The 23,898-nt window shown below is 62.2% G+C and carries 19 protein-coding genes; 12 read left to right on the forward strand and 7 right to left on the reverse strand.

Annotation, left to right across the window (positions count from 1 at the left end):
* The 6 genes from JOZ76_RS09540 to JOZ76_RS09565 form a co-directional block, all read left to right on the forward strand.
* The coding region (locus JOZ76_RS09540) for an FAD-dependent monooxygenase (RefSeq protein WP_291698377.1) at positions 1-1,395 on the forward strand (1,395 nt) is incomplete at its 5' end.
* Between the two features lie 91 nt (positions 1,396-1,486).
* Positions 1,487-2,125, forward strand: coding sequence for a cysteine hydrolase family protein (locus JOZ76_RS09545; protein ID WP_291698378.1), 639 nt, complete (start codon positions 1,487-1,489; stop codon positions 2,123-2,125).
* A gap of 20 nt (positions 2,126-2,145) precedes the next feature.
* Positions 2,146-2,442 (forward strand): hypothetical protein, encoded by a 297-nt coding sequence (locus tag JOZ76_RS09550; RefSeq protein ID WP_291698379.1) that lies wholly within the window; start codon positions 2,146-2,148, stop codon positions 2,440-2,442.
* Positions 2,439-3,470: a DUF72 domain-containing protein gene (locus tag JOZ76_RS09555; protein WP_291698380.1), complete on the forward strand. Its 1,032-nt coding sequence runs from the start codon at positions 2,439-2,441 to the stop codon at positions 3,468-3,470. The genes JOZ76_RS09550 and JOZ76_RS09555 overlap by 4 nt, the downstream gene beginning before the upstream one ends.
* 278 nt (positions 3,471-3,748) lie before the next feature.
* Positions 3,749-4,024: a hypothetical protein gene (locus tag JOZ76_RS09560; protein WP_291698381.1), complete on the forward strand. Its 276-nt coding sequence runs from the start codon at positions 3,749-3,751 to the stop codon at positions 4,022-4,024.
* A gap of 182 nt (positions 4,025-4,206) precedes the next feature.
* Positions 4,207-5,295: a mandelate racemase/muconate lactonizing enzyme family protein gene (locus tag JOZ76_RS09565; protein WP_291698382.1), complete on the forward strand. Its 1,089-nt coding sequence runs from the start codon at positions 4,207-4,209 to the stop codon at positions 5,293-5,295.
* A 147-nt stretch (positions 5,296-5,442) separates the two neighbouring features.
* Here the strand turns inward: JOZ76_RS09565 and JOZ76_RS09570 are convergent, their stop codons facing one another.
* Entirely contained in the window at positions 5,443-6,870 is a 1,428-nt protein-coding gene (locus JOZ76_RS09570) for a sulfatase family protein (protein ID WP_291698383.1), read from the reverse strand.
* A 172-nt stretch (positions 6,871-7,042) separates the two neighbouring features.
* Between JOZ76_RS09570 and JOZ76_RS09575 the strand changes: the two genes are divergently transcribed.
* Genes JOZ76_RS09575 through JOZ76_RS09590 form a run of 4 tightly spaced genes read left to right on the forward strand, consistent with a single transcriptional unit; the run spans position 7,043 to position 10,921 of the window.
* Positions 7,043-7,807, forward strand: a complete 765-nt coding sequence (locus JOZ76_RS09575) for a FadR/GntR family transcriptional regulator (RefSeq protein ID WP_291698384.1) — start codon at positions 7,043-7,045, stop codon at positions 7,805-7,807.
* A gap of 29 nt (positions 7,808-7,836) precedes the next feature.
* Positions 7,837-9,204 carry an ABC transporter substrate-binding protein gene (locus tag JOZ76_RS09580; RefSeq protein ID WP_291698385.1) on the forward strand — a complete coding sequence of 456 codons (1,368 nt, stop codon included), beginning with the start codon at positions 7,837-7,839 and terminating at the stop codon, positions 9,202-9,204.
* A complete protein-coding gene (locus JOZ76_RS09585; protein WP_291698386.1) occupies positions 9,201-10,097 on the forward strand; it encodes a carbohydrate ABC transporter permease in 897 nt (298 codons plus the stop codon). The genes JOZ76_RS09580 and JOZ76_RS09585 overlap by 4 nt, the downstream gene beginning before the upstream one ends.
* Positions 10,094-10,921 (forward strand): carbohydrate ABC transporter permease, encoded by an 828-nt coding sequence (locus JOZ76_RS09590; RefSeq protein ID WP_291698387.1) that lies wholly within the window; start codon positions 10,094-10,096, stop codon positions 10,919-10,921. The genes JOZ76_RS09585 and JOZ76_RS09590 overlap by 4 nt, the downstream gene beginning before the upstream one ends.
* Positions 10,922-11,102: 181 nt before the next feature.
* Here JOZ76_RS09590 and JOZ76_RS09595 read toward each other — a convergent pair whose 3' ends face one another.
* The 6 genes from JOZ76_RS09595 to JOZ76_RS09620 form a co-directional block, all read right to left on the reverse strand.
* Positions 11,103-12,617: an amidase gene (locus tag JOZ76_RS09595; RefSeq protein WP_291698388.1), complete on the reverse strand. Its 1,515-nt coding sequence runs from the start codon at positions 12,615-12,617 to the stop codon at positions 11,103-11,105.
* A 54-nt stretch (positions 12,618-12,671) separates the two neighbouring features.
* A complete protein-coding gene (locus JOZ76_RS09600; protein ID WP_441300002.1) occupies positions 12,672-13,376 on the reverse strand; it encodes an ABC transporter ATP-binding protein in 705 nt (234 codons plus the stop codon).
* Positions 13,369-14,103 (reverse strand): ABC transporter ATP-binding protein, encoded by a 735-nt coding sequence (locus JOZ76_RS09605; protein ID WP_291698389.1) that lies wholly within the window; start codon positions 14,101-14,103, stop codon positions 13,369-13,371. The genes JOZ76_RS09600 and JOZ76_RS09605 overlap by 8 nt, the downstream gene beginning before the upstream one ends.
* A gap of 4 nt (positions 14,104-14,107) precedes the next feature.
* The gene (locus JOZ76_RS09610; protein WP_291698390.1) at positions 14,108-15,094 is read right to left on the reverse strand and encodes a branched-chain amino acid ABC transporter permease; all 987 of its coding nucleotides are present in this window, start codon (positions 15,092-15,094) and stop codon (positions 14,108-14,110) included.
* Positions 15,095-15,256: 162 nt separating this feature from the next.
* The gene (locus JOZ76_RS09615) at positions 15,257-16,510 is read right to left on the reverse strand and encodes an ABC transporter substrate-binding protein (RefSeq protein WP_291698391.1); all 1,254 of its coding nucleotides are present in this window, start codon (positions 16,508-16,510) and stop codon (positions 15,257-15,259) included.
* A 2-nt stretch (positions 16,511-16,512) separates the two neighbouring features.
* The gene (locus tag JOZ76_RS09620) at positions 16,513-17,370 is read right to left on the reverse strand and encodes a branched-chain amino acid ABC transporter permease (protein ID WP_291698392.1); all 858 of its coding nucleotides are present in this window, start codon (positions 17,368-17,370) and stop codon (positions 16,513-16,515) included.
* Positions 17,371-17,682: 312 nt separating this feature from the next.
* Between JOZ76_RS09620 and JOZ76_RS09625 the strand changes: the two genes are divergently transcribed.
* Both JOZ76_RS09625 and JOZ76_RS09630 read left to right on the forward strand, forming a co-directional pair.
* Positions 17,683-23,262 (forward strand): AAA family ATPase, encoded by a 5,580-nt coding sequence (locus tag JOZ76_RS09625; protein WP_291698393.1) that lies wholly within the window; start codon positions 17,683-17,685, stop codon positions 23,260-23,262.
* 186 nt (positions 23,263-23,448) lie between these two features.
* Positions 23,449-23,868: a CopG family transcriptional regulator gene (locus JOZ76_RS09630; RefSeq protein WP_291698394.1), complete on the forward strand. Its 420-nt coding sequence runs from the start codon at positions 23,449-23,451 to the stop codon at positions 23,866-23,868.
* The last annotated feature ends 30 nt before the right edge of the window (positions 23,869-23,898 follow it).

The following is a 23,898-nucleotide window of genomic DNA, read 5'->3' on the forward strand; positions in this document are numbered from 1 at the left end:
GCGGAACAACAATTGCGCGCGGCGCGCACCATCCCGCGCGACTACGGCATCGGTGGCATGACGAGCTACCGCACCCTGCTCGGCGACTACAGCCACGACTGGCTGCAGCGCGAGCTGGTGCGGCCGTTCTATTTCACCGACAATGAACGGCTGCCGCAATATGCGACCGAAGCCGTGCTGCGCCGGCGGGCCGGAGAGATCCCGGCCATCGAAGCAATGTATGGCTGGACCTGCAGGGCGATCACCCAGGATGCGGACGGTGTCAGCGTCGACATCGTCGGCCGCGATGGCGCGGCAAAAACGCTGCGCGCCGTCTATGCGGTGGGATGCGACGGCAGCCGCTCGATCGTGCGCGACCAGAGCGGCATCACCCAGACCCGTTCCGATCATGACCGCCTGATGGTGCTTCTGGTGTTTCGCTCGACCGGCCTGCACCGGCATCTTGCACGCTATCCCGGCAAATCCTTCTACTGCGTGCTGCACCCGGAGCTCGGCGGCTACTGGAAGTTTTTTGGACGTGTCGATCTCGGCAGCACCTGGTTCTTCCATGCCCCGGTTCCCCCCGGGACCACGCGCGACAATTTCGACTTCAAAACCTTTCTGTACGACGCGGCAGGCGCCGAATTCGATGTCGCCCTCGAGCATATCGGTTTCTGGGATCTGCGCTTCGCCCTGGCCGACAGCTATCGCGCCGGCCGCGTCTTCATCGCGGGCGATGCCGCGCACTCGCATCCGCCCTATGGCGGCTATGGCGTCAACAGCGGCCTCGAGGATGCGGTCAATCTCGGCTGGAAGCTGGCAGCCAGCATCAAGGGCTGGGCCGGCCCTGCTCTGCTCGACAGCTATGATGCCGAGCGGCGGCCGGTGTTCGCCTCCACCGCGCGCGACTTCATCGAGAAGGCGATTGTCGTCGACCGCGACTTTATGGCAAGGCACGATCCGGTCCGCGACCTTGCCGATTTCGAAGCGGCCTGGCGGATGAGGCAATCCGGCGCGCGGGACGAGGTCAACGCCTTCGAGCCGAACTATGAGGGCTCGCCGATCATATTCGGGCCTGAAGGTGCTGTCAGCAGCGCGATCGGCTCCCATGCTCACGCGGCGCGGGCAGGCCATCACCTCACGCCGCAGCCTCTGTCGTCAGGCCGGAATGTGTTTGAGGAGCTCGGCCCGGGTTTCACCCTGATCGATCTCGGGGCGAACGAGACCGCGGCGGCATTCGAAGCGGCGGCTGCGACGCTCGACCTGCCGATGAAGGTGATCCGGGACAGCGCGGCGGACGGCCGCGAAAAATATGCCGCCCGCCTGATCCTGGTGCGCCCCGATCAGTTCGTGGCCTGGGCCGGCGATGACGCCGAGCCCATGCAAATCCTGCAACGCGCGATCGGACGATTCTGAAACCCGTGCCCCGCGCTCCAAGGCGCGGGAGTGGCGATAGGAACCAACTCCGGTGCGATCCCGTTAGAGCGTATCTTTCGAGGGCAGGGCCATGTCAAAAGAGGATGTGCTGCGCTACGGCGCTCCCGGCGAGCACGCCCTTCATCTGTGCGTGGACATGCAAAGGATGTTCGCAGAAGGCACCGAATGGAAGATGCCGTGGCTTGAGCGCGTTCTGCCAAACATCATCGAGATCACTTCCGCGCATTCCGAACGAACTCTCTTTACCCGTTTCATTCCCGCTCAGAAGCCCGGCCAGGGTGTCGGGATGTGGCGGCATTACTACGAGCGATGGAGCGCGATGACCATTGATGAGCTGGGCGCGGACATGATCGGCCTTGTCCCTGACCTCGCCCGCTTCGTCCCCCCGGCCCGCATTTTCAACAAGCATGCCTATTCGCCTTGGACAGGCACCGACCTGCATCGGCAGCTGCGCGGCGCGGGCGTGGACACCATCATCATCACCGGCGGCGAGACCGATGTCTGCGTGCTGGCTACTGTGCTGGGAGCCGTGGACTGGGGCTTTCGCGTCATTCTCGTGACCGACGCGCTCTGCAGCTCCGCGGATCAAACCCATGATGCCATGATGAATGTCTACATGAACCGGTTCGGCGAGCAGGTGGAAACCGTCAGTACCGACACCCTGCTGGGCAGCTGGGCCGGCAACGCCCGCGCAAGAACGGTCTCATGAGTGAGGCCGCTTCCTACCTCGTGCAGATCCTTCTGCCGCGGCAGACCGGCGAAGGCGAGCCGATCCCGCAAACCTGGTTTGAACAGCTCTTGAAAGAGCTCACCGAACAGTTCGGCGGCGTCACGAGCTTCTTGCGCACGCCGGGTCAAGGCATGTGGCAGAGCGGCAGGGAAACCGAGCGCGACAACATCGCCGTCGTTGAAGTCATGACTGAGGTTCTGGTGCCCGAGTTCTGGCGGTCCTTACGCGAACGGCTGGAAAAGGAGCTCTCTCAGGAAGAAATCGTCATCCGCGCTCAGCAAATGATCCTGCTATGAAAGCCGCAGAAACCTCCTCCGCCGATATCACGCCACATGCCCGAACATCGGCCGACAGAGCAGAACTCACGCCCGAGCAGCGGCGAGCGCGTCGTGAGCTTCGCCGCGCGAAGCAACGAGAGACCAACATCGGGCGCGCCGCGAAGATGCATGAGGTCCGCCTCAAAACCGAGGGCGAGCGCCGGACGAAAGCCCCGCAATTGAAGCACAAGATCTATGTCGGGTGCTCGGGTTGGCGCTACTGGAAATGGCGGGACGCCTTTTACGCAGGCGTGCCACAATCAGACTGGTTCGAGCACTATTCGGCTGCCTTCGATACGGTCGAAATGAACGCCTCCTTCTATTCTTGGCCGACCGTTGCCAACGTTCAGGCGTGGCGGCGTCAGCCTAGGAATCGAGACTTTGTTTACACGGTGAAGGTCTGCGAGCTCATAACCCATGTGAAAAGGTTTAGGGGCACAAAAACGCTCATCCGCGACTTTGGCTTGATCGCCGACCTCTTGGGCGAGCGCATGGGCTGCTTTCTGTTCCAGTTGCCGCCGAGCTTCCACTACAGCAAGGCGCGCTTGAATGCGATCGTCAGCCAGCTGGACCCGGCGCGCCGCAATGCCGTCGAATTTCGGCATAGGAGCTGGTGGAACGAAGAGGTTTATCGCGCTTTCCGGAGAGCCGGAATTATCTTTTGTTCCTGCAGCGGCCCGCGGCTGCCGGACGAGCTCGTCCGCACCGCGGATGATGTCTACGTGCGGCTGCACGGCCCCCAACGATGGTACAGGCACGACTATTCGGACGCGGAGCTCAAGGTCTGGGCGGACAGGATCAAAGCCAGCGGCGCGACGCGGGTCTGGATCTACTTCAACAACGATTACGACGCCCACGCCACGAACAACGCCCGCAGTCTTCATAGACTGCTCGCGCCGCGCTCCAGTCCGAGAAAGCATCCGCTTCCAGATACGGCGAGCAGGGTTCGCCTTGATTCCAACGTCGCTTTAGCCGGCGGCTTGAGGCCGCGGTCACGCGCGCCTTGAACTGGTCGCCTATCCGTTTGCCCGACATCTCGAATTCAGGTTGTAAATCCAGCTGCGGCGGCCGCTCGTAACTAGCGCCCACATCGTGCCTCGCGGTCACGATACGCCACCGAGCGGAGTGGGCGAACCCGGGCGCCGCCCTTCGCACCTGCACTCGCGCCACCTTTGCCGCGTCCGGCAAGCGAATTCGGGCACCGCCGATCGCCAAGCAGCTTGAGACGGTGGAACGCTAACCCGCGGCGGTTCGTTCTCATCGATCCGATCAAGGAGTCCGATCGATGAAAAACTCACCCAACAAGCCCGGTGCGCGCAAATTCCAGACGCTCGCATTATCCCTGCTGTCGAGCGTCTTTCTTTTGACCCTGCCGGCGAGCGCCCAGACGAATCCGCCACCAGCCACCGCAACGCGACCGGCATCACCGGAACAAAGCTCCGTTCCAAACCAGGCCCCGCCGGCGTCAAGAACGCAGACCACCGGGGAGGTCAGCCCGGATCCGACCATCAAGAAAATGAACGAAGACGAAAAGCGAAAGGTCGAGAAAGAGGGTAAATAGCCAAAACAACACGCGGCGGACGTTCTAGTCCGCCGCTTTCTTCTGCGGTTTGCCGCACCGCGGCGCGTTTTCGGGTCGCGGCTCGAATGCCGAGCGCGCTGGCGCGTCGCTGGATGCGCTTGCAGTCGATTGCCGGGCCGCCGCAATCGCCCTACCGTGCAGAAGAACGTGGGTGAAGCACCATGGCAGCCATCAAGTCAACCGAGACCGGACTGTATCGGATCCCGCTCGCAGCCACTCTCTCCGACTCAACGCACGGCGAGATCAGGGCGTTCGAGCTTGTGACTTGCCGCGTCCGCGATTGCGACGGTGCCGAAGGCGTCGGGTACACCTACACCGTCGGCCGCCATGGCGGGGCGATTGCCGACATCCTCAGGCGCGAGATTCCGCAACTGATCGAAGGCTGCGAAGCCGATGACACTGAAGCCATCTGGCATCGGGTCTGGTGGGGCCTGCACTATGGCGGACGCGGCGGACCGACAGTGCTGGCGCAATCCGCGCTCGACATCGCATTGTGGGACCTCAAGGCGCGGCGTGCCAATCTGCCGCTGTTTCGTCTGCTCGGCGGCTTCGATGCGCGGGTGCCTTGCTACGCCGGCGGCATCGATCTTGATCTGCCTGTCGAGGCCTTGGTGAAGCAGACTGACGATAATCTCGCCAAGGGTTTTCGGGCCATCAAGATGAAAGTGGGCCGCCCTGATCTGAAATCCGACATTGCCCGTGTGGAGGCCATGCGAAACCATCTCGGCGATGGCTTTCCGCTGATGGTGGATGCGAACATGAAATGGACGGTCGAGGAGGCCATTCGCGCCGCTCGGGCGCTGCAACCTTACGACCTCACCTGGCTCGAGGAGCCGACCGTTCCCGATGACGTCGCCGGGCATGCCCGCATCCTGTCAGCCGGCGGTATGCCGGTCGCGGCGGGGGAAAACCTGCGCACCCTCTGGGAATTCAAGGCCTACATAGCTGCGGGCGCCTTGTCCTACCCGGAACCCGACGTGACGAATTGCGGCGGCGTATCCGTCTTCATGAAGATTGCGCGGCTTGCGGAGGCTTTCAATCTGCCAGTCACCAGCCATGGCGCGCACGATATTACCGTGCATTTGCTTGCGGCGTGCCCGAACCGCTCGTATCTTGAGGCGCACGGGTTCGGCCTGGATCACTACATCGAGCACCCCATGACCCTTGACAAGGGAATGGCGCTCGCGCCCAGCCGGCTCGGTCATGGCGTTACGTTCGATTGGACGGCGCTGTCACGGCTTGCGGCATAGCCGCGGGCCTGGCGCCTCTCAGCACCACCTTCTGGCCCCTTTGCGGAAGCAATCGCTTGCCATGCCTATGGGCGCATCGTTTGGGGTGAAATCCGGCAATCGCGCCGCGAATCTGCGCCGTTTACTGCAGCCGTCGCGATCGTCCAATCAGCGCGAAGACGCATACAGGTCCATCGTCTCGAGCAGGCTATCCTGTCGCCAGTCGATGAAAGCCTCCTTGAGGCGGCTCACGACAACCTGATGCTCGGCCGCGCCCCACAGATTGTTCTGCTCGGCAGGGTCATTCGCCAGATCGAAGAGCTGGCCGTCCTTCGCGCCGTGAATGAACACCCCTTTCCACCTGTCGTCGCGCACCATGGTGATCAGCCGTGCACCCGTCATGGCGACGTCGCCGGCCTGCTCGCTGTACACGAAGTCGCGGCCGGTCCAGTTTTCGCCCTTCAGCGCGGCGAGCAGGCTGCGGGCCTGAAAGGGCTTGGGATGCTGCGCCGCGGCCAAATCAAGTATCGTCGGACCGAGATCGAACAGCTGGCACTTTTCGCGGATCCGCCGTCCGCCCGCAAAACGCTTGGGCGCCCAGAACAGCAGCGGCACGCGGGTCACCGGCTCGTACATCGACCATTTCTGGCTGAGGCCGTGTTCGCCGAGATTGTCGCCGTGATCAGACATGAAGATGAGGATGCAATCCTCGCGATATCCCGTATCCTCCAGCGTCTCCAGCAGCCGGCCGATCTGCTCGTCGATCATGGTGACGTTGGCATAATAATGCGTGCGCAGGCGCCGCATCTCCTCATGCGTCGGCGCGAGCTTCCATGACACCGCATCATGATCGACCTCGGTGTCGTGCCGCCGCTTCTCCTTCAGGTAGGCTGGCAGTCCGTCGACCTCGTCCTGTGTCGGCTGCGGGACCGGAAGATCGGTTCGCGCGAGATAATGCTCCAGATATTCCAGCAGCGGATCATAGGGCGGATGCGGCCCCGGCAGACCGATCTGCATGAACAGCGCCTCCGGCCTGGGACGGCTGCGCAACCACCACATCGCGGTCTCGGCGACGAAGATGTCCGGATGCAAGGATTTTGGCATCTCCCATGTGAATGCGCCCAGCCGGTCGCCATAGTCAGGCAGGCTGCGATAGCCGGCGCGCGACGGCTTGGTCAGCTTATGTGCGGCGAAGGCCTTGTCGAGTTCGTCGGCGAACCATCGTCCCTCGAAAAAGCGATCCTTGTTCTCTACCACGAAGCGTTCATGGAAGCCCGCCTTCGCGTCATAGGGGATCGTGTGCATTTTGCCGACATTGACGCAGTGGTAGCCGGCCTCCGCGAGCTTGTTGACCCAGGTCTTTTGCCACGCCTGTCCGTTGCGCAGGACGCCCGATGCATGCGGATAGAGGCCGGAAAACAGCGCCGCGCGCGAAGGCACGCAGCTCGGCGCATTGATGAAGCAATGGTCGAAACAGACGCCTTCGCGCACCAGGCGGTCGAGATTCGGCGTATTCATATAGCGATGACCGGTTGCCGCGATCGTGTCGAAGCGTTGCTGGTCCGTCATCACGAGCACGATGTGGGGCTTGGTCACGGTCGTCTTGTCCTACGCGCCATTCAATCCATGAAAAAATATGTCTGACATAATAACTCTTGTCAAACCAGCCGAGGTTTGACTATTCTGCAAACTAGCGCTGCTTCCTTGCGTCCGAGTGGGTTGGATTCGTAATAAATCAGACATTTAATTTCGCAACCTTGGGATCAACGTGGCAAAGGCTGATAGCAACGACAGCCCGCAGTCGAGCGCACAGGTCGCCCGCGAAGTGGCACGGCTGATCTTGACTGGCGTGTGGCGTGAGGGCACGACGCTGCCCCGCGAGATCGAGCTTGCGTCCCGCTTCGATGTCAGCCGCGCATCCATCCGCGAGGCGCTCTCGCTGCTCAAGGCGAAGGGACTGATCGTCTCCAGGCAGAAGGCCGGCACGCATGTGCGCTCGCGCATCGATTGGAACATGCTCGACGAGGAGCTTTTGAACTGGACCTTGTCCGAGCTGCCGACGCAGGAGTTCGCCCAGCAGCTCCTCGAGATCCGCAGGATCGTCGAGCCCGAGGCCTGTGCGATCTGCGCCGTGCGCGGTTCCGACGAGGACTTTGCCCGGATCGAACGGGCCTATCGCGGCATGGATGCGGCCGGCCTGGACCGCCTCGCCTATGCCGAGCCAGATCTGCAATTTCACCGCGGCATTCTCATCGCCACAGGAAACGACTTTCTGATCGCCTTCGGGGCCACAGTCGCTGCGGCGCTGCGCATGTCGTTCAACCTCTCGACCCAGAATCCTGGCGCACCGCGCAAGAGCCTGCCCTATCATCGCGCCGTCCTGGACGCGATATGGGCGCGCAATCCCGATCGGGCACGCCAGGCCATGATCAAGCTCATGGATCTCACCGAACAGAACATCATCTTGGCCCTGTCACGCCAGAGGAAGAAGGATGCCGAGGAGGATAACGCCCGCACCAGACGGGCGCGTTGAAAACAGATGCAGAGTTGAGGGAGGCCATCATGAAGAACGCGGACCATATCGCCCGCAATGCTCGTCTTGCGATCACCCGGCGCAAATTGCTCAAAGCGAGCGCCGCCGGCGCGGCGCTCGCGGCATTTCCTGCGCCGCTGATCGCGCAGACGAAGCCGTTTGCCGGGCTCACGCTGCACGGCGCCTCGTTCCAGCACCGTTTCTTCACCCTGCTGCAAAACTATATTCCCGAGTTCGAGGAGCAGACCGGGATGAAGGTCGATCTCCAGCTCTCGGCGTTCCCGGTCTACAATCAGCAGGCCAATCTCGAATTGTCGTCCGGCGGCTCGGCCTATGATTTCGTGAACGTCACCTTCATCCTCGCTGCGCGCTGGGTCGCGGCCGGGCTGCTTACCAATCTCGACGAGTTCACCGACGATCCCAACCTGACCCCGGCGGAGTGGAATCCGAAGGACTTCGTCGAGGGCGCGCAGGTGCCCTATCGCGACGCCAAGGGCGGCACCTATGGTTACTCCTGGGAAGGCGGCGCGATGGTGATGGGGCTATCGCGCATGGACCTGATGGACAAGAAGGGGCTGAAAATCCCGAAGACGTTCGCGGAGCTCCAGCAGGTGTGCGCCGAGATCAACGGCACCGACGGGACGAGCGGCATCGCCTCCTTCCAGCTCCACCACTGGAATTTGCCGCCCTACATTCAGGGCTTCGGCGGCAACATCTTCAGGAATCCGCCGACGGACATCATGCCGGCGCTGAACAAGCCGGAGACCATAGAGGGTATCGAGTTCTATGCGAATCTGCTGAAGAGCGCGCCGAAGGGGGTGCTGACCTATACCGAGGACCAGGCGCGGCAATCGCTGCTCACCGGCCGCTCCAACATCTTCATCCATTCCAGCGCCTGGGTGACGCCGATACTGCTCTCCGACGAAAGCAAGGTGAAGGACACCTCGCGCGTGGTGCGCATGCCGGCCGGTCCCGTGCATGATTACCCGGCCTCGAACAGCCAGGGCCTCGGCATTCCCAAAAATGCCAAGAACAAGAAGGCGGCTTGGGAGTTCATCAAATGGTCGCTCTCCCCTGACATCTCGATGCGCCTCGTCAAGGAGCATGGTCATTCCTCGATCTGCCGGCGCTCGATCATCACCAGCGATGTCTATCGCAAGCTGAATATGGTGAACGGCCAGGACCTCGGTGCGCTCTATCTCGAGGTGCTGGAGCTGCCGGCCAAGGGCGAGAACTACATGGCATATCGCACCGTGAAGGAGTTCCCGATCGTCGGCGACGTGCTCAACAAGGCCTTCGAGCAAGTCGCAACCGGCCAGTTGCCTGCGAAGGAGGCGATGAACGCGGCGCAGGACCAGGCCATCGCCGCGCTTCGCCGGGCCGGAACTACGCTTTGACCGAGGGTGGAATCGACGCCGAGCGCCGCAGCTTCATCGCATTTGCGCTCACGCCGAGCCTGATCGTGCTGTTCGCAGTCGCCATGCTGCCGGCGCTTTATCTCGTGGTGACGAGCCTGACGCCGTTCCAGTTGACGACGCCGGGCTCATCCACCGATTTCACCGCGCCCTTGCGCAACTATCAACTGCTGCCCGGCGATCCGCGATTTGTCAATTCGCTGCTCGTCCAGGCAAAACTCTCGTTCTGGGGCGTGCTGTTCCAGGTGCTGCTCGGCATGCTGCTCGCGCTGCTCCTCAACACGCAGTCGCGCTTCGTCGAATTCGCCCGCACCTTCTTCCTCGTCCCGATGGTGCTGCCGCCGATCGTGGTTGCAGTGATCTGGAAGCTGATCTACACGCCCGATATCAGCCCGCTCTATTACGCGGCGCAGCTGCTGCATTTCACCATGCCGGCGCTGACCTCGAGCGTCGATTTCGCGCTGACCGCGATCATCATCGCCGACACCTGGGAATGGCTGCCTTTCACCTTCCTGATGGTGCTGGCGGCGCTCCAGACCATTCCGGACGAATATTCGGAAGCCGCCCTCGTCGACGGTGCCGGCCGCTTCCAGATCTTCTGGTACGTCACCCTGCCCTTCATCACGCCGATCCTCGTGATCGCCGGCATGTTTCGCCTGATCGACAGCGTGAAGGCGTTTCCGCTGATTTTCCTGCTGACCGGCGGCGGGCCCGGCACGGTGACCGAGGTCACCAACTACTACGCATACCTCCTCGCCTTCGACACCAACGAGATCGGCTATTCCAGTGCGGTCACCGTCGTGATGCTGCTGCTGGTGGCCGGCATCAGCCTCGGCCTGGTCTGGATGGGCCGCCGCCGGGAGGCGATGGCATGAACACGCGTTTCGGGCGCAGCGCCAGTCCGGGACGGCTGGCCGCGATCGTCGTGACGCTGTTGTTGCTGCTGTCGCCGTTCCTCTGGCTGTTGCAGATGAGCTTCAAGTCCAACGACCAGATTTTGCAGTTTCCGCCGCCTCTGGTCTTCACGCCGACGCTTCAGAACTACGCCTCGCTCTGGCACAGCGCGTTCTCGGCCTCCTTCGTCAACAGCCTGCTCAGCGCCTCGTTCTCGACCGCGCTCGCGCTGCTGCTGGGAGTGCCTGCCGCCTATGCGCTGTCGCGCCGGACTGGACGCGGCAAGCATGCGCTCGGCTTTGCCATCCTGGCCACGCGCATGGCGCCGCCGATCGCCTTCACGATTCCGTTTTTCCTGTTCTACCGCTGGATCGGCCTACTCGACACCATCACGGGCCTCGTGCTGGTCTACACCAGCTTCAACCTGCCGCTGGTGATCTGGATGATGCAGCCGTTCTTCGACACGGTGCCGATCTCGCTGGAAGAGGCCGCGCTCGTCGACGGCGCGCGGACGCGCACGGTTTTCACCAAGATCGTGCTGCCGATGGTGACACCCGGCATCGCTGCGACCGCGATCCTCTGCTTCCTTTATGCCTGGAACGATTTCTTCTTCGCGCTGATCCTGACCCGCACCAATGCCCGCACCGCGCCGGTCGCAGTGGTCAACTTCATGAACTATGAGGGCTGGGAATGGGGCAAGATCGCCGCCGGCGGTTCGCTGGTGATGGCGCCGGTGCTGATTTTCTCGCTCGCAGTGCGCCGCTATCTCGTCAGCGGGCTGACGGCGGGTGCGGTCAAGGGATGACATCATCACGCAGAAGTCCATCGTTGCCATCAGCCTCCGGTCCCCGAGGTGAGGCGATGCAGGTCAGGATCGCCTTGCCTGCGAAAACATACGAGCCTTCATTGTTCGTGCAAAGAGCGGTCCGACAACCAGCATCAGGGCAACGACCGAAAGGGCGCAAGGTCGTTGCGGGAAGGAGCGCTCACAGCCTCCTCCAATCTGCCGTCCGCTCGAATGCGAATGCCGCACGATAGATCGATGGCTCGTCGAAATGGCGGCCGACCAGCATCAGTGAGAGCGGCAGCCCGTCAGCCATGCCGCACGGAATTGCCATGGCCGGATGATGCGTGATGTCGAACGGCGCGGTATTGGCAATCATGTCGAGCGCCCGGCCTATGAAGTCTTCGCGGCTCGCATCAGGCGCCGGCAACTCGGTCGCCTTGATGGGCGTGGTCGGCATGGCCAGCAGGTCGCATTCGGCGAGCACCGCATCGTAGGCCGCGGTCAGGCGCCGGCAGATGTTCATCGCCTTACCATAATAGCGGCTGCCATAGTATTTGCGGATGTACGTCCCAAACATGGTGAAGAGCTTGGTCGTCTCGGAGAGTTCATTGGCCCGTGATCGCCATCCGCGATGAAAATCCATCAGGCTCGTCACATAGAGATCGGGCCGGCTCACTCCGTAGCCGTCACCCCACATCATCGTCTGGGTGAGGCCTTCGACCCCGATCGGCATCCAGATCGCACCTCCCATCAAGTGTATCGGGATCGAGACCTCACGGATCTCGGCACCGAGGCCTTCCAGACGGCCGATTGCCGCACGGACCTTCTCGTTGACGACCGCCTCCGCGTTCGGCTGCGCGAACCCTTCGCTCACGACCGCGATCTTCATGCCCTTGACGCCGCCTTCTGCAGCCTTGGTGTACGGGTGAACCTTGACGTCGTATTGCCGCGGATCATAGCCGTCTGGACCGGCGAGCACTTCGAGGAGCAGGGCATTGTCGGCCACGGTCGCGGTGATTGGGCCGGTATGGTCCACATAGATCTCGATCGGCATGATTCCCGTATACGGAACGAGGCCGTGCGTCGGCTTCATGCCGTAGGTTCCGCAGAACGATGACGGCATGCGGATCGAGCCGCCCTGGTCGCCGCCGAGCGCCATATCGGCCTCGCCGAGCGCGACCAGCACTGCGCTGCCCGATGACGAGCCCCCTGCCGAGTAGCCCATCCTGTGCGGATTGTGCACCGGTCCGGCCGCGCAGGTGTGGCTGCCGCCCGAGAGGCAAAAGTACTCGCAATGCGCCTTGCCAATGATGGTGCCGCCGGCATCGAGGATCCGTTGCACCACCGTGGCATCGACATCGGGAACATAGCCTTCGAGGGTGGAGGCGCCGTTCATCATCGGCACGCCGGCGAGCATGATGTTGTCCTTGAGAGCCACGGACTTGCCGTGCAGCTTTCCAGTTGGCGCCCCTTCCACCACCGTCTTGACGTACCAGGCATTGTGCTTGTTCTCGTCGCCGAGCGGACGGTAGCCGGGCGTGCGCGGATATTTCACGACAGGCAGATTGTCGGGCATCGCGTCGACGACGTTATAGGCGGCGACACTCGGGCGCATCAGATTGATGAAGGACTGGACATCGTCGCCGGTCAGCGACAAGCCCACTTCATCGGCGACAGCGCGGAGTTGGTCGGGTTTTGGAACTTGAACCGCCATGGGATCCTCCCCTGTTTGTACCAACGGAAACAGCGACGGCTCCGCCGCCTCGTTTCACGGCGAGAGATAGCGTGCCAGATTTGCGTCAGCACGGACCCGACCCGCCGGGCCTTCGAGCGCGATCGAGCCGCGATCCATCACATAGGCGTACTGGGCGACGGACAGCGCGAGCTCGATGTGCTGCTCGACCACGACGAGGCTGATGGATTTGGCGAGCTCTGCGAGCCGCTCGGCGATTTCGTCGATCACGCCGACCCAGACCCCTTCGGTGGGTTCGTCCAGCATGAGCAGCTTCGGCCAGCCAACCAGCGCGCGCCCGATCGCGAGCATTTTCCGCTCGCCGCCCGACAGCGTGGCGGCAGTCTGGGCGAGCCGCCGGGCGAGCTTCGGAAAAATCGCAAGCACCCGATCGATACCCGACTTGTCCTTCTGGTTGATGGCGCCGAGCAGCAGGTTTTCGCGCACCGTCAGGCGATCGAAAATGCCGTGCTCCTGCGGCACGTAGCCGAGACCTCGGCGCACGCGGCGCTCGCTTGGCTCATCCACCGTCTGTTGCTGATCGAAACGGATGATGCCACTCATGGGCCTGATCTCGCCGGCGATGGTCTTGAGCAGCGTGCTCTTGCCCGCCCCGTTGCGGCCGAGAATGGCGACGGCGCCGCGCGGCGGCGCCAGCATGGTCAGGTCGAACAGGACCTGGCTACGGCCATAGCCGGCACTGAGGTGGTGCACGTCGAGCAGGCTTGGCCCGTCAGACACGGCTGGTGTAGACCTCCCGGACCTTGATCGAACGCTCGATCTGCTCGACGCTGCCTTCGTCCAACACCCGGCCCTGGTCGAGCACCGTCAAATGATCGCACAGGTTCTTGATGAAGTCGATGTCGTGTTCGACGATGACCAGCGTGCAATATGATCTGATCGGACGGAGCAACTCCCCGGTGAGGCGACGCTCTTCCGGGCTCATCCCTGCAGTCGGCTCGTCGAGCAGGAGCAGCTTCGGCCGGCTCGCCAGTGCCAGGCTGATCTCGAGCCACTGTTGCTGACCATGGCTGAGTTCGCCCGCGAGATCGTCGGCTCTATCGGTGAGCCGAAAGCGGTCGAGCGCCGCCATCGCCTCGGCGTCGAGAATGCGGCGCGTCCGCGAGCCTAGCAGCGACGGCAGGCCGTCTCGCGCCTGAAGCGCAAGCAGCACGTTGTCGTAGGTCGACAGCTCAGGGAAGATCGAGGCGATCTGGAACTTCAGACTAAGTCCCGCCCGCGCGCGTCGGAACGGGAGCGAGCCGGTGATGTCCATGCCATCGAATCGGATGCTGCCGCTGGTCGGAGCGTGCGCGCCAGCGATCGCCTTGAGCAGCGTGCTCTTGCCCGAACCATTGGGTCCGATGAGGCCATGGAAGGTGCCGGCGCGCACCACAAGATCGATTCCGTCCAGGGCGCGGAACTGACCGAACATCTTGGTGAGGCCTGTGACCGTCAAGAGTGCCATGTGGTTACCCCGGCTGCCGTGCGCCTTTCCGGCGTGAACCATACGAGCCGATGCGCTCGCGGGCACTGACCACCATGCCGAGAATGCCGCTTGGCTGGAACAGAATGATGCCGAGCAGAAGCAGGCCGAGAAACACCGGCCAGAATTGCCTGATGCTGTCGATGTCGGCCAGCACGTAGGTGAGGATTTCGATCACCGCGGTGCCGATCACCGGTCCGATAAGGGTGCCGGAGCCTCCGAGCAGGCAATAGATCACTGCCTGTGTCGAGAGGCCGGGCCCCATGTTGCCTGGACCGATGAAACCCTGGTGATAGCCATAAAGCGCGCCGGCGAGGCCCGAGATCATGCCGGCGAGCGAGAACACCAGCACCTTGAATATCTGAACGCGATAACCGAAAAAATCGAGCCGTTCCTCGTTCTGGCGCATGCCGGCGAGCACGAGACCAAACTGTGAGCGCACCAGGGCACGGGCCCCGAGATACACCACAAGCAGGATGATGCAGGCGAGCGCATAGAATTCCGTGCCTTCCACGAGCTCATGGGATCCGACTTGCAGCAGCTTGATTGCGGAAAGGCCGTTGCCGGCGCCGACATACTGCCACCCCGAGACGAGACGCTCGGCCGCATACGAACCCGTGAGCGTGCCGAGCGCGATGAAGATCGGGGTCGGGCGGCGCCCGAGGAGCAGGAATAGCGCGACGACGAAGGCAAACGACAGTCCGACGATCATGGCAAGCGGCAGGGTGAGCCAGATCTGGCTCAAGCCGAGATCGCGGCCGATAAGCGCAATCACGTAGCCGGGCACGCCGAAAAACAGCGCCTGGCCGAAGGTCATGATACCGGAAAAACCCCAGCACAGATCGAAGCTGATGGCGAGCAAGGAGAGGATGGCGATATTGGTGATGAGCGTGATCAATTCCGCCCGCTCGTTCAGCACGAGCGGCGCCGCGACCATGATGGCGAGAACGGCAAGCTCGATGAGGGGCAGCATGCGGAGCGGCCGATGCACGCCTCTCCGTTTCGACGGCGATCTACCCGATGCGCCAACTTGCTGTACGGGCACGAGATCGCTTTCTCCGGGAGGTCGAGCGACCACCGCGTTGCGCAGGCGCTCAAGGGCGTCCCTCATGTCTCGACCTCGATCTGTGCGCCCTCAGCATTCCTTCGGGTCGACCATGGCGGCTTTGCTGATCACCTCGTACTTCGTCTTGTCGCCCTCAAGCCGGCAGACCGCCACATACATGTTCATCTTGCAATGCATCTTGCCCGGCACCATTTCGGCCGGCCCGCCGGGCCCGTTCTCGAGCTTGCCAGCATCCATTGCGGCTGCCACCTCCTCGCGCCCAAGCTTGCCGCCGGTCGTCTTGACGGCGGCCTCGTAGAATTTCACGCCGCGATACATGCCTGTGGCGGCGCTGCCGGCAGTGAACGGGAACTTGGTATCGGGAAATTTCTTCGCATATCCGGCCTGCAGATTCCTGTCGAAGGAATCGTCAAGCGCCTGGAAGTAATCGAGGCAGGTATAGAGCCCTTCCATTTCCTGGGCCGGCACGTAATTGAGCAGATTCTCATCGAAATAGACGCAGCTCAGGATGCCGCCGTTCTTCTGAAAGCCGGACTCGTAGAGCTGCTTGCAGAACGGCTGCAGGCCGGGCGGTATGACGGTGTTGAACACGCAGTCGACCTTGCCATCGCGGATCTTGTTGACCGTCGCGGAATATTCGAGCTGGTCGAGCGGGTAGTATTCCTCAAACACCACCTCTCCGCCGTTTGCCTCGATCACCTTGTGGGCATATTTGTTGAGCAGCTGCGGCCACACATAGTTGGCCGATGGCATCGCGAAGCGTTTCTTGCCGAGCTTCTTGATGAGATATGGGATCAGCTCATCACATTGCTGGGCGGGAGTTGGGCCGGTGCAGAAGAGATATTTGGTGCATTCCTGGCCTTCATAGAGCTGCGGGTAGATATAGAGGGTGCGACCACGGTTGACGATCGGGTCCTTGATCGCCTGGCGCATCGCGCTGGTGATGCCGCCGAGCACGACGTCGACCTTGTGTTCCTGAATGAGCTTGCGGACATTGCCGACCGCGATCTTCGGGTCCGAAGCGGTGTCTTCGAGGTACAGTTCGATCGGACGGCCTAGAATCCCGCCGCTCAGGTTGATCTGCTCGACCGCGTACTGCGCCACTTGCCAGTTGGCATTGCCGCCCGGCGCGATCGGCCCGGTGATGTCGGTTGCAATTCCCATCTTGATCGGGCCCTCGGCGTGAGCCCATTCGGGGCGGAGCAGGAAGCCGCCGGCAAGCCCACCGATCCACCCGGCGGCGGTCAGCGCTGCGCTGCCCCGCAGCAGTTGGCGACGGTCGATGCTCTGCGAGTGTCGCACGCGTGAAGACTGCTTGAACATGGCTAAAGTCTCCCCTTGCCGATAAGGCCTTGCGGCCTGAATTTCACGATGGCGAGTGCAATGATGAAAACCAGCGGGTCGGCCAACACCGGATACACCAGCCAGGGCAGTCCGGCCGCCATACCGCCGACCAAGGAGGCGCCGAGCACCGGACCTTGGAAGCTGCCGACGCCGCCGAGCATGACGGACAGGAACGCCTGGACGAGAAATCGGATGCCGATGTCAGCGGAAAGCCCGTAGAGCGGAACGATCAAGGCCCCGGCGAGGCCGGCCAGCGCCGAGCCAAATGCGAAGGTGATGGTATAGAGCCGCGCCGTGGAGATGCCGCAGGCACGCGCCAGCATCGGGTTCTCGAGCGCGCCGCGGATGCGCAGACCCATCGAGGTGCGGGCAAGAAAGAACCAACTCGCCAGTATGACGATGGTCGTCGTACCGATGATGACGGCGCGCCACACCGGGAAATCGACGCCGCCGAACGAGATGACCCCGGAGGCCGGCTCAGGAATTGCTTTGTAGTGGCCGCCGAGGAGCCCGCGAATCACCTCGCGGATGACCAGCCCGGTGGCAAAGGTGCCCAACATCGCCATGATCGGATTCGCGTAGAATCGCCCAATCACCGCGCGCTCGAGCACCAGGCCGACGAGCGCAAGCACGAGCGGCGCTGCGACGATCCCGAGCCACAGGGGCAGCGCGCGCTCGTGAAACACGAAGAGCGTATAGGCGCCAAGGAGAACGAACTCGCCATGGGCAAAATTGAAGATGCCCATCATGCCGGCAATCACGCCGAGACCAAGCACGATGAGCACCATCACTGAGGTGAAGGCCAGGATATCGAAGGCGAGCTTGATGTCGGATTCCATTGCGGCTTCCGCCTTGCCCGGCGCCAGCCAAGACTCTTACCATGGTGCGCAGGCGGATGCACAGGCGATGCGATCTGTTTGGACGCAGACAGGCGTCCGATATCGGTATCCGCCTCCGCATCCGGCGCGATGAGCGGAGTACGCACGGATAAAGCTGGCTCGCGCTTGCATTTCACACGACGTTTGAGACTCCCTCCAAAGCGGGCGTGAAATCGATTGCACGATTGGTGGCGCCAGCCTCGCGTGTTAAGCAATAGACGTGAGCTGCCGAAGTTCTCGCGTTAAGGATCGGGAGCCGATTGGAGCGGTCCGTTGAGCTCGTCATCTTGGTTCGGCGCGATGATGGACTTCGACCTCCGTGTGGCCTGGGAGGACGGCGAACGCATCTTTTACAGAAATCGACGGAATCGCACGGATGACCCGGCCGTTCTGGCCGTGCTTCCGCGCTCCGAGCATCCCGCACCCCTGGTGCTTGAAAGGTTCGCACACGAATACGCGCTGAAGAATCAGTTGAGCAGCGCCTGGGCGGCGCGGCCGTTGGAGCTCCTGCGCGAGCATGGTCACGTGATGCTGGTGCTCGAAGATCCCGGAGGTCGTCCGCTCGAAGAACTGCTTGGCGCACCGATGGAGATCGGCCGATTCCTGCCCCTTGCCATCAACATCGCGGCCGTTCTCGGCAAGGTGCATCAGCAGGGTCTCGTTCACAAGGACGTCAATCCCGCCAACATCCTCGTGGACGAACTGACCGGACAGGTACGGCTGACCGGTTTCGGCATGGCTTCTCGCCTGCTCCGTGAGCGCCAATCATCGAACCCGCCAGAGACCATAGCAGGGACTTTGGCCTATATGGCGCCCGAGCAGACGGGACGGATGAATCGCTCGATCGACTCGCGGAGCGACCTCTATGCACTGGGTGTCACCTTCTATCGCATGTCGACCGGCTCACTTCCGTTTTCGGCAGCCGACCCGATCGAGTGGATCCACTGCCACGTTGCGAAGGCGCCGGTCCCTCCGAGCGAGCAGCTCGCCACCATCCCCGGGCCTGTTTCATCAATCGTGCTGAAGCTCCTCGCCAAGAATGCCGAGGAACGGTACCAGACCGCAGCCGGCGTCGAGAGCGATCTGCGCCGTTGCCTTTTGGAATGGCAGGCGCGGGGCCACATCGACGATTTTCAGCTGGGCAAAGAGGACACGCCGGACAGGCTGGTGATTCCCGAAAAGCTCTACGGCCGGGCGAAGGAGGTCTCGGCGCTGATTGCCGCGTTTGATCGGATCGCCAGCGGCGGTCGTGCGGAACTGGTGCTCGTGTCGGGTTATTCCGGCATTGGCAAGTCGGCGGTCGTGAATGAGCTGCAAAAAGTGCTCACGTCGTCGCGAGCGTTGTTTGCAGCCGGCAAGTTTGATCAATACGAGCGTGATATCCCGTACTCGACGTTGGCGAAGGCTTTCAAGAATCTGATTCGTCCCCTGCTGGGTCGACCAGACGCCGAACTGCGTGTTTGGCGTGACGATCTTGGCGAGGCACTGGGCCCGAATGGGCGGGTGATGGTCGATCTCGTACCGGAGTTGAAGCTCATCGTCGGAGAGCAGCCAAGCATTGCGGATCTGCCACCACAGGAGGTCCGGCAACGATTTCAGGTCCTGCTTGGCCGTTTCATAAGTGTGTTCGCGCGGACGGAACATCCTCTCGTTCTGTTTTTCGACGATCTGCAATGGGTCGATATGGCGACGCTCGACGTACTCGAGAATCTGCTGACCCGGGACGATATGCGCAATCTGCTGCTGATCGGAGCTTATCGCAGCAACGAGACCGGCCGCGCACATCCCCTGATGCGCAACCTCGAAGCGATCCGCAAGGCCGGAGTGACCATCAGTGAAATACCGCTTGCACCACTCACCCCAGAGGATCTGCGAAGGCTGGTGGCAGATACACTGCACTGCGAGCCGGCCCAGGCAGCGGCGCTGGAACAACTGATCTACAGCAGAACGCTCGGCAATCCGTTCTTCGTCGTCCAACTGCTGACGGAGCTGGTCGAGGAGCGGCTCATTCAGCATGATGCGCACGGAACGTCCTGGCACTGGAACGTCGACCGCATCCGCGCCAAGCCGCACTCGGACAATGTGGTTGATCTGATGGTTGCCAGGCTGCAGCGGCTGCCTGATGGCACCAGGGACCTGCTCAAGCTGCTTGCCTGCATGGGCAGCCTGGCGCAGGTCAGGACCTTGCAGATTGCCTATGATGGGCCGCGCGAAAAGCTTGAAAGCGCCCTGCTTGACGCAAAGCGGGCCGACCTCATCATGCGGGTGGACGGCTCCTACAAGTTCCTGCACGACCGTATTCAAGAGGCAGCCTATTCATTGATTGAGGAAGGCCGGCGGGCCGCGACCCACGTCCGGATCGGACGGATACTCCTCGCTCGGCTGACAAACGATGAAATCGCCGATCAGCTGTTCGACATCGCCAACCAGCTCAATCATGGCGTGGCGATCGCTTCCGGCGGCGGACAACAGCAGACGTCAGACCTTGCCCGCGGCGGCGATCTGTTCACCGAAGCCGACGAGCGGCGGCGCATTGCATCGCTCAACCTGCGAGCCGGAAGGCGCGCCAAGTCATCGACTGCCTACGTCTCGGCTTGCCGCTACCTGAAGGCCGGGATCGCGCTGCTCGGCTCCGTCGGCTGGGACGAGGCCTACGAGCTCGCCTTCGCCCTGCACCTCGAACGCGCCGAATGCGAGTTCCTGAGCGGCAGCACCGAAGTGCCCGAACAACTCATCGCGGAGCTGCTGGAGCGAGCCGCCTCGGACGCCGACCGGGCAGCGGTCTATCGCTTGAAGATTGTGCTCCACGTCATGCGATCGGAGTACCAGCGCGCCGTCGAGAGCGCGTTGCTCTGCGTTCGGCTGTTCGGGATCGAGATGTCTCCGCATCCGAGCGATGAGCAGGTCAAGACGGCATACGAGGAGGTTTGGCACAATCTCGCGGGACGCTCGATCGAAAGCCTGATCGATCTGCCGCTCATGAGCAATGTGGACATGCTTGCGGCGGTGGCGATCCTCTCGGACCTTTCAGCGCCGGCGCACGTCACGGACGTGAACCTGATGCGGCTGAACACCTGCTATCTGGTCAATCTGAGCCTGAAATTCGGAACGACATCGGCCACCACGTTCGGCTTTGCCTGGTTCGGTGTTTTGCTTGGCCCGGTGTTTCATCGCTATGGCGAAGGCTATCGGTTCGGCGAACTGGCGGTGCGGCTCGCCCAGAAACACGGATTTCTCGTCCACAAGGCCAAGAGCCTGCTGGCGAAGAGCCTGCTCGCTTTCTGGAGCCAGAACATCGCAACGGCGGTCGATCTCACCGCGACGGCGTTTCAGGCGGCGCTCGACACCGGCGATTACACTTTCGCCTGCTACAGCCACAACTACAGAATTGAAACCCTTCTCGTCCGCGGCGACCACCTCGACGAGGTCTGGCACGAAACGGAAGCGGCGCTCGCCTTCGCGCTAAAACTCAATTTTCGCGATGCCGCGGATATCATCGTCAGCCAGCAGCGCTTCATTCAGAACATGCGCGGACGCACCGCGCATTTCTCGACCTTCAGCGACGGGCAGTTCGACGAAGCGATATTCGAGGCCCAATTGACCGGCGAGCGAATGGCAACGATGGTCTGCTGGTACTGGGTGCTCAAGCTTCAGGCCCGATTCATGTCGGGGGACTACGAGGCGGCGATCACCGCGGCCGACAGCGCCAAACGATTGCTGTGGTCGTCGGACGCCCAGATTCACGTCGCCGAGTATTGCTTCTTCGATGCTTTGGCGATTGCCGCCGTTTACGGAGCAGCCGGGGCGGCCCAGCCTGGTCCCTCGCTGGAGGCGCTAAGGGCGCATCTGAAGCAATTGCGCGAATGGGCGGACAATTGCGCGGCGGTCTTCCGCGGACGGCATGCCTTGGTCGCCGCCGAAGTCGCCCGCCTCGAGCACCGTGAGCTGGACGCCGAGCACCTCTACGAGGATGCCATTCGGCTCTCCCGCGAGCATGGCTTCATCCAGGACGAGGGCCTCGGCAACGAGCTCGCTGGGCGATTTTATTCGCGCCGCGGCTTCGAGACGATCGCGCAGACATTTTTTCGCAATGCGCGCTACTGTTACCTGCGCTGGGGCGCGCTCGGTAAAGTGAGGCAGCTCGATGAATTGCACCCCCTGCTCGGCGAAGCAGGCCCGTCTCGCACCGGCAGCGGCACCATCGGCACGTCGCTGGAACAACTGGACCTCGCCACTGTCATCAAGCTATCGCAGGCGCTCTCGTGCGAGATCGTCTTCGAGAAGCTGATCCAGCAACTCATGGCTATCGCCATCGAGCATGCCGGGGCCGATCGAGGCCTTTTGATACTCTGCAAGGGCGAGGACGTCCGGATCGAAGCCGAGGCCAAGGTTCATCGCGACGGGCTCGAGGTCCGCATGATCCGGACGGCTGCTATGGGATCGGAGCTTGCTCTGACGATGTTGCAGTACGTGCTGCGGACACGAGAAAGCGTGGTGCTGAGCGACGCCTTGGCTGACAATGAATTTTCATCGGATGACTACCTCGCTCGCAACCGATGCCGTTCCGTGTTCTGCCTGCCGCTGGTTCGGCAGGCAAAACTGATCGGGGTCTTGTATCTCGAAAACAGTCTGACACCGGGCGCATTCTCGCCGGCTCGCGCATCGTTGCTCAAGCTGCTCGCGTCTCAAGCGGCGATCTCACTCGAGAATAGTCATCTCTACCATGAACTGGCGGAGCGCGAAGGAAGAATCCGGCGCCTCGTCGACGCCAACATCATTGGGATAGTCATCTTCGACTTCGAAGGTCGGGTCATCGAGGCCAATGACACGTTTCTCCGCATGCTGGGTTTCGATCGGGACGATTTCGTTTCTGACCGCGTGCGCTGGACGGATCTGATCCCACCGGAATGGCGCGACCGGGCCGACCAGGCGCTGCAGGATGTCAAGATTACCGGGACGACACAGCCGTTCGAGAGGGACTATCTTCGCAAGGATGGCAGTCGCGTTCCCGTGCTGATCGGTGCCGCAAGCTTCGAGGTCGGCGGCAATCAAGGTGTGGCTTTCGTGCTTGATCTGACCGAGCGCAAGCAGGCCGAGCAATTGTTCCGCCAGATGCAGTCCGAGTTGGCACACGCCAACCGCGTCGCCACGATGGGCCAGTTCACCGCGACGATTGCTCACGAGATCAGCCAGCCGATCACCGCGGTCGATACCAACGCCAGCGCCGCTCTGCGCTGGCTTGCCAGGGCGCCTCCTGAACTGGACAGAACGCGCGAGTCGCTCGAGCAGATCATCATGGATGCAGCCCGCGCCGGGAACATCATCAGCGGCATCCGAAATCTCATCAAGAAGTCGGCGCCGTGCAATGAGAGCTTCGACGTCAATGAGGCGGTCCGCGAAATCGGCGATCTGACGCGCGGCGAGGCGGCCAAGAACGGCGTCGTGCTCCAAACGAAACTCGCGGAAGACCTGCCTCTGATCGAAGGAGATCGCGTTCAACTGCAGCAGGTGGTCCTGAATCTGGTCGTCAATGCCGTCGAGGCGATGAGAGGCCCCGGGGAAGGACCTAGGGAATTGGTCATCAGCACGGCAGAATTCGACACCGACGCCGTGACCGTAGCGGTTCAGGACTCCGGTCCCGGCCTCAAGCCCTCCGATTGCGAGCGCGTCTTTGACGCCTTCTACACCACCAAGCCGACTGGTCTGGGTATGGGCCTCTCGATATGCCGGTCAATCATCCGCGCGCATGGCGGTCGCCTCTGGGTGTCCGCAAACAAGCCGCGTGGAGCGATCTTTCAATTCACGGTGCCGACGGCAAATGCTCAGGTTCGCGCGCAAGGTGGACTGGGTTGAAGCGCAGAGTCCAAGTCCGTTGAGTGGACGATGAGACAATGCTCACTCCATCACCGCATGCTGGCTTGCGTTTACGATGAGGTGACCAGGCTTCTCTCGCGGCCGCGGAGGGGGCAGGAACGGCTTGACAATCGCTCTACCATCCTTATACCATCCGTATAGATGGAAATCGGATGGTAAACGATCATGCCCGACAATGTGCGCGAACTCCGACCAAAGCCCCCTGACAGTGAAAAGATCACGATCAATCTTGGCTATGTCGACCTCGGTCATGTCGACCTGATGGTACAGGAGGGCTTCTACTCGAACCGCACGGATTTCATTCGGACGGCAATCCGTAACCAGCTCGAACGTCACGCCGACGTGGTCAAGCAGTCCACGGCCCGGAAAAGTCTGGATCTCGGTCTGCGAAACTTCAGCCGCGAGGATCTCGAAGCGGCGCGGCGCGCCGGCGAGATGCTGCACATCAACGTCCTGGGTCTTGCCAGCATCGCCCAGGACGTCACACCCGAGCTTGCCCGCGCCACCATTGCCTCCGTCAGCGTGCTGGGGGCCTTGCATGCGAGTCCCGCCGTCAAGGCTGCACTCGCCGATCGGACACGGTAACGGGCAAGCGGAATTTGGTCGCAACGAATT

Source organism: Bradyrhizobium sp., assembly GCF_019244115.1.
Classification (GTDB): Bacteria; Pseudomonadota; Alphaproteobacteria; order Rhizobiales; family Xanthobacteraceae; genus Bradyrhizobium.

Excerpts from the sequence above, each read along its gene's own strand:
- JOZ76_RS09590 (WP_291698387.1), top strand. The coding sequence starts at position 10,094 with ATGAACACGCGTTTCGGGCGCAGCGCCAGTCCGGGACGGCTGGCCGCG.
- JOZ76_RS09595 (WP_291698388.1), bottom strand. The coding sequence starts at position 12,617 with ATGGCGGTTCAAGTTCCAAAACCCGACCAACTCCGCGCTGTCGCCGAT.
- JOZ76_RS09615 (WP_291698391.1), bottom strand. The coding sequence starts at position 16,510 with ATGTTCAAGCAGTCTTCACGCGTGCGACACTCGCAGAGCATCGACCGT.
- JOZ76_RS09620 (WP_291698392.1), bottom strand. The coding sequence starts at position 17,370 with ATGGAATCCGACATCAAGCTCGCCTTCGATATCCTGGCCTTCACCTCA.
- JOZ76_RS09545 (WP_291698378.1), top strand. The coding sequence starts at position 1,487 with ATGTCAAAAGAGGATGTGCTGCGCTACGGCGCTCCCGGCGAGCACGCC.
- JOZ76_RS09605 (WP_291698389.1), bottom strand. The coding sequence starts at position 14,103 with ATGGCACTCTTGACGGTCACAGGCCTCACCAAGATGTTCGGTCAGTTC.
- JOZ76_RS09560 (WP_291698381.1), top strand. The coding sequence starts at position 3,749 with ATGAAAAACTCACCCAACAAGCCCGGTGCGCGCAAATTCCAGACGCTC.
- JOZ76_RS09580 (WP_291698385.1), top strand. The coding sequence starts at position 7,837 with ATGAAGAACGCGGACCATATCGCCCGCAATGCTCGTCTTGCGATCACC.
- JOZ76_RS09630 (WP_291698394.1), top strand. The coding sequence starts at position 23,449 with ATGCCCGACAATGTGCGCGAACTCCGACCAAAGCCCCCTGACAGTGAA.
- JOZ76_RS09565 (WP_291698382.1), top strand. The coding sequence starts at position 4,207 with ATGGCAGCCATCAAGTCAACCGAGACCGGACTGTATCGGATCCCGCTC.
- JOZ76_RS09610 (WP_291698390.1), bottom strand. The coding sequence starts at position 15,094 with ATGCTGCCCCTCATCGAGCTTGCCGTTCTCGCCATCATGGTCGCGGCG.
- JOZ76_RS09555 (WP_291698380.1), top strand. The coding sequence starts at position 2,439 with ATGAAAGCCGCAGAAACCTCCTCCGCCGATATCACGCCACATGCCCGA.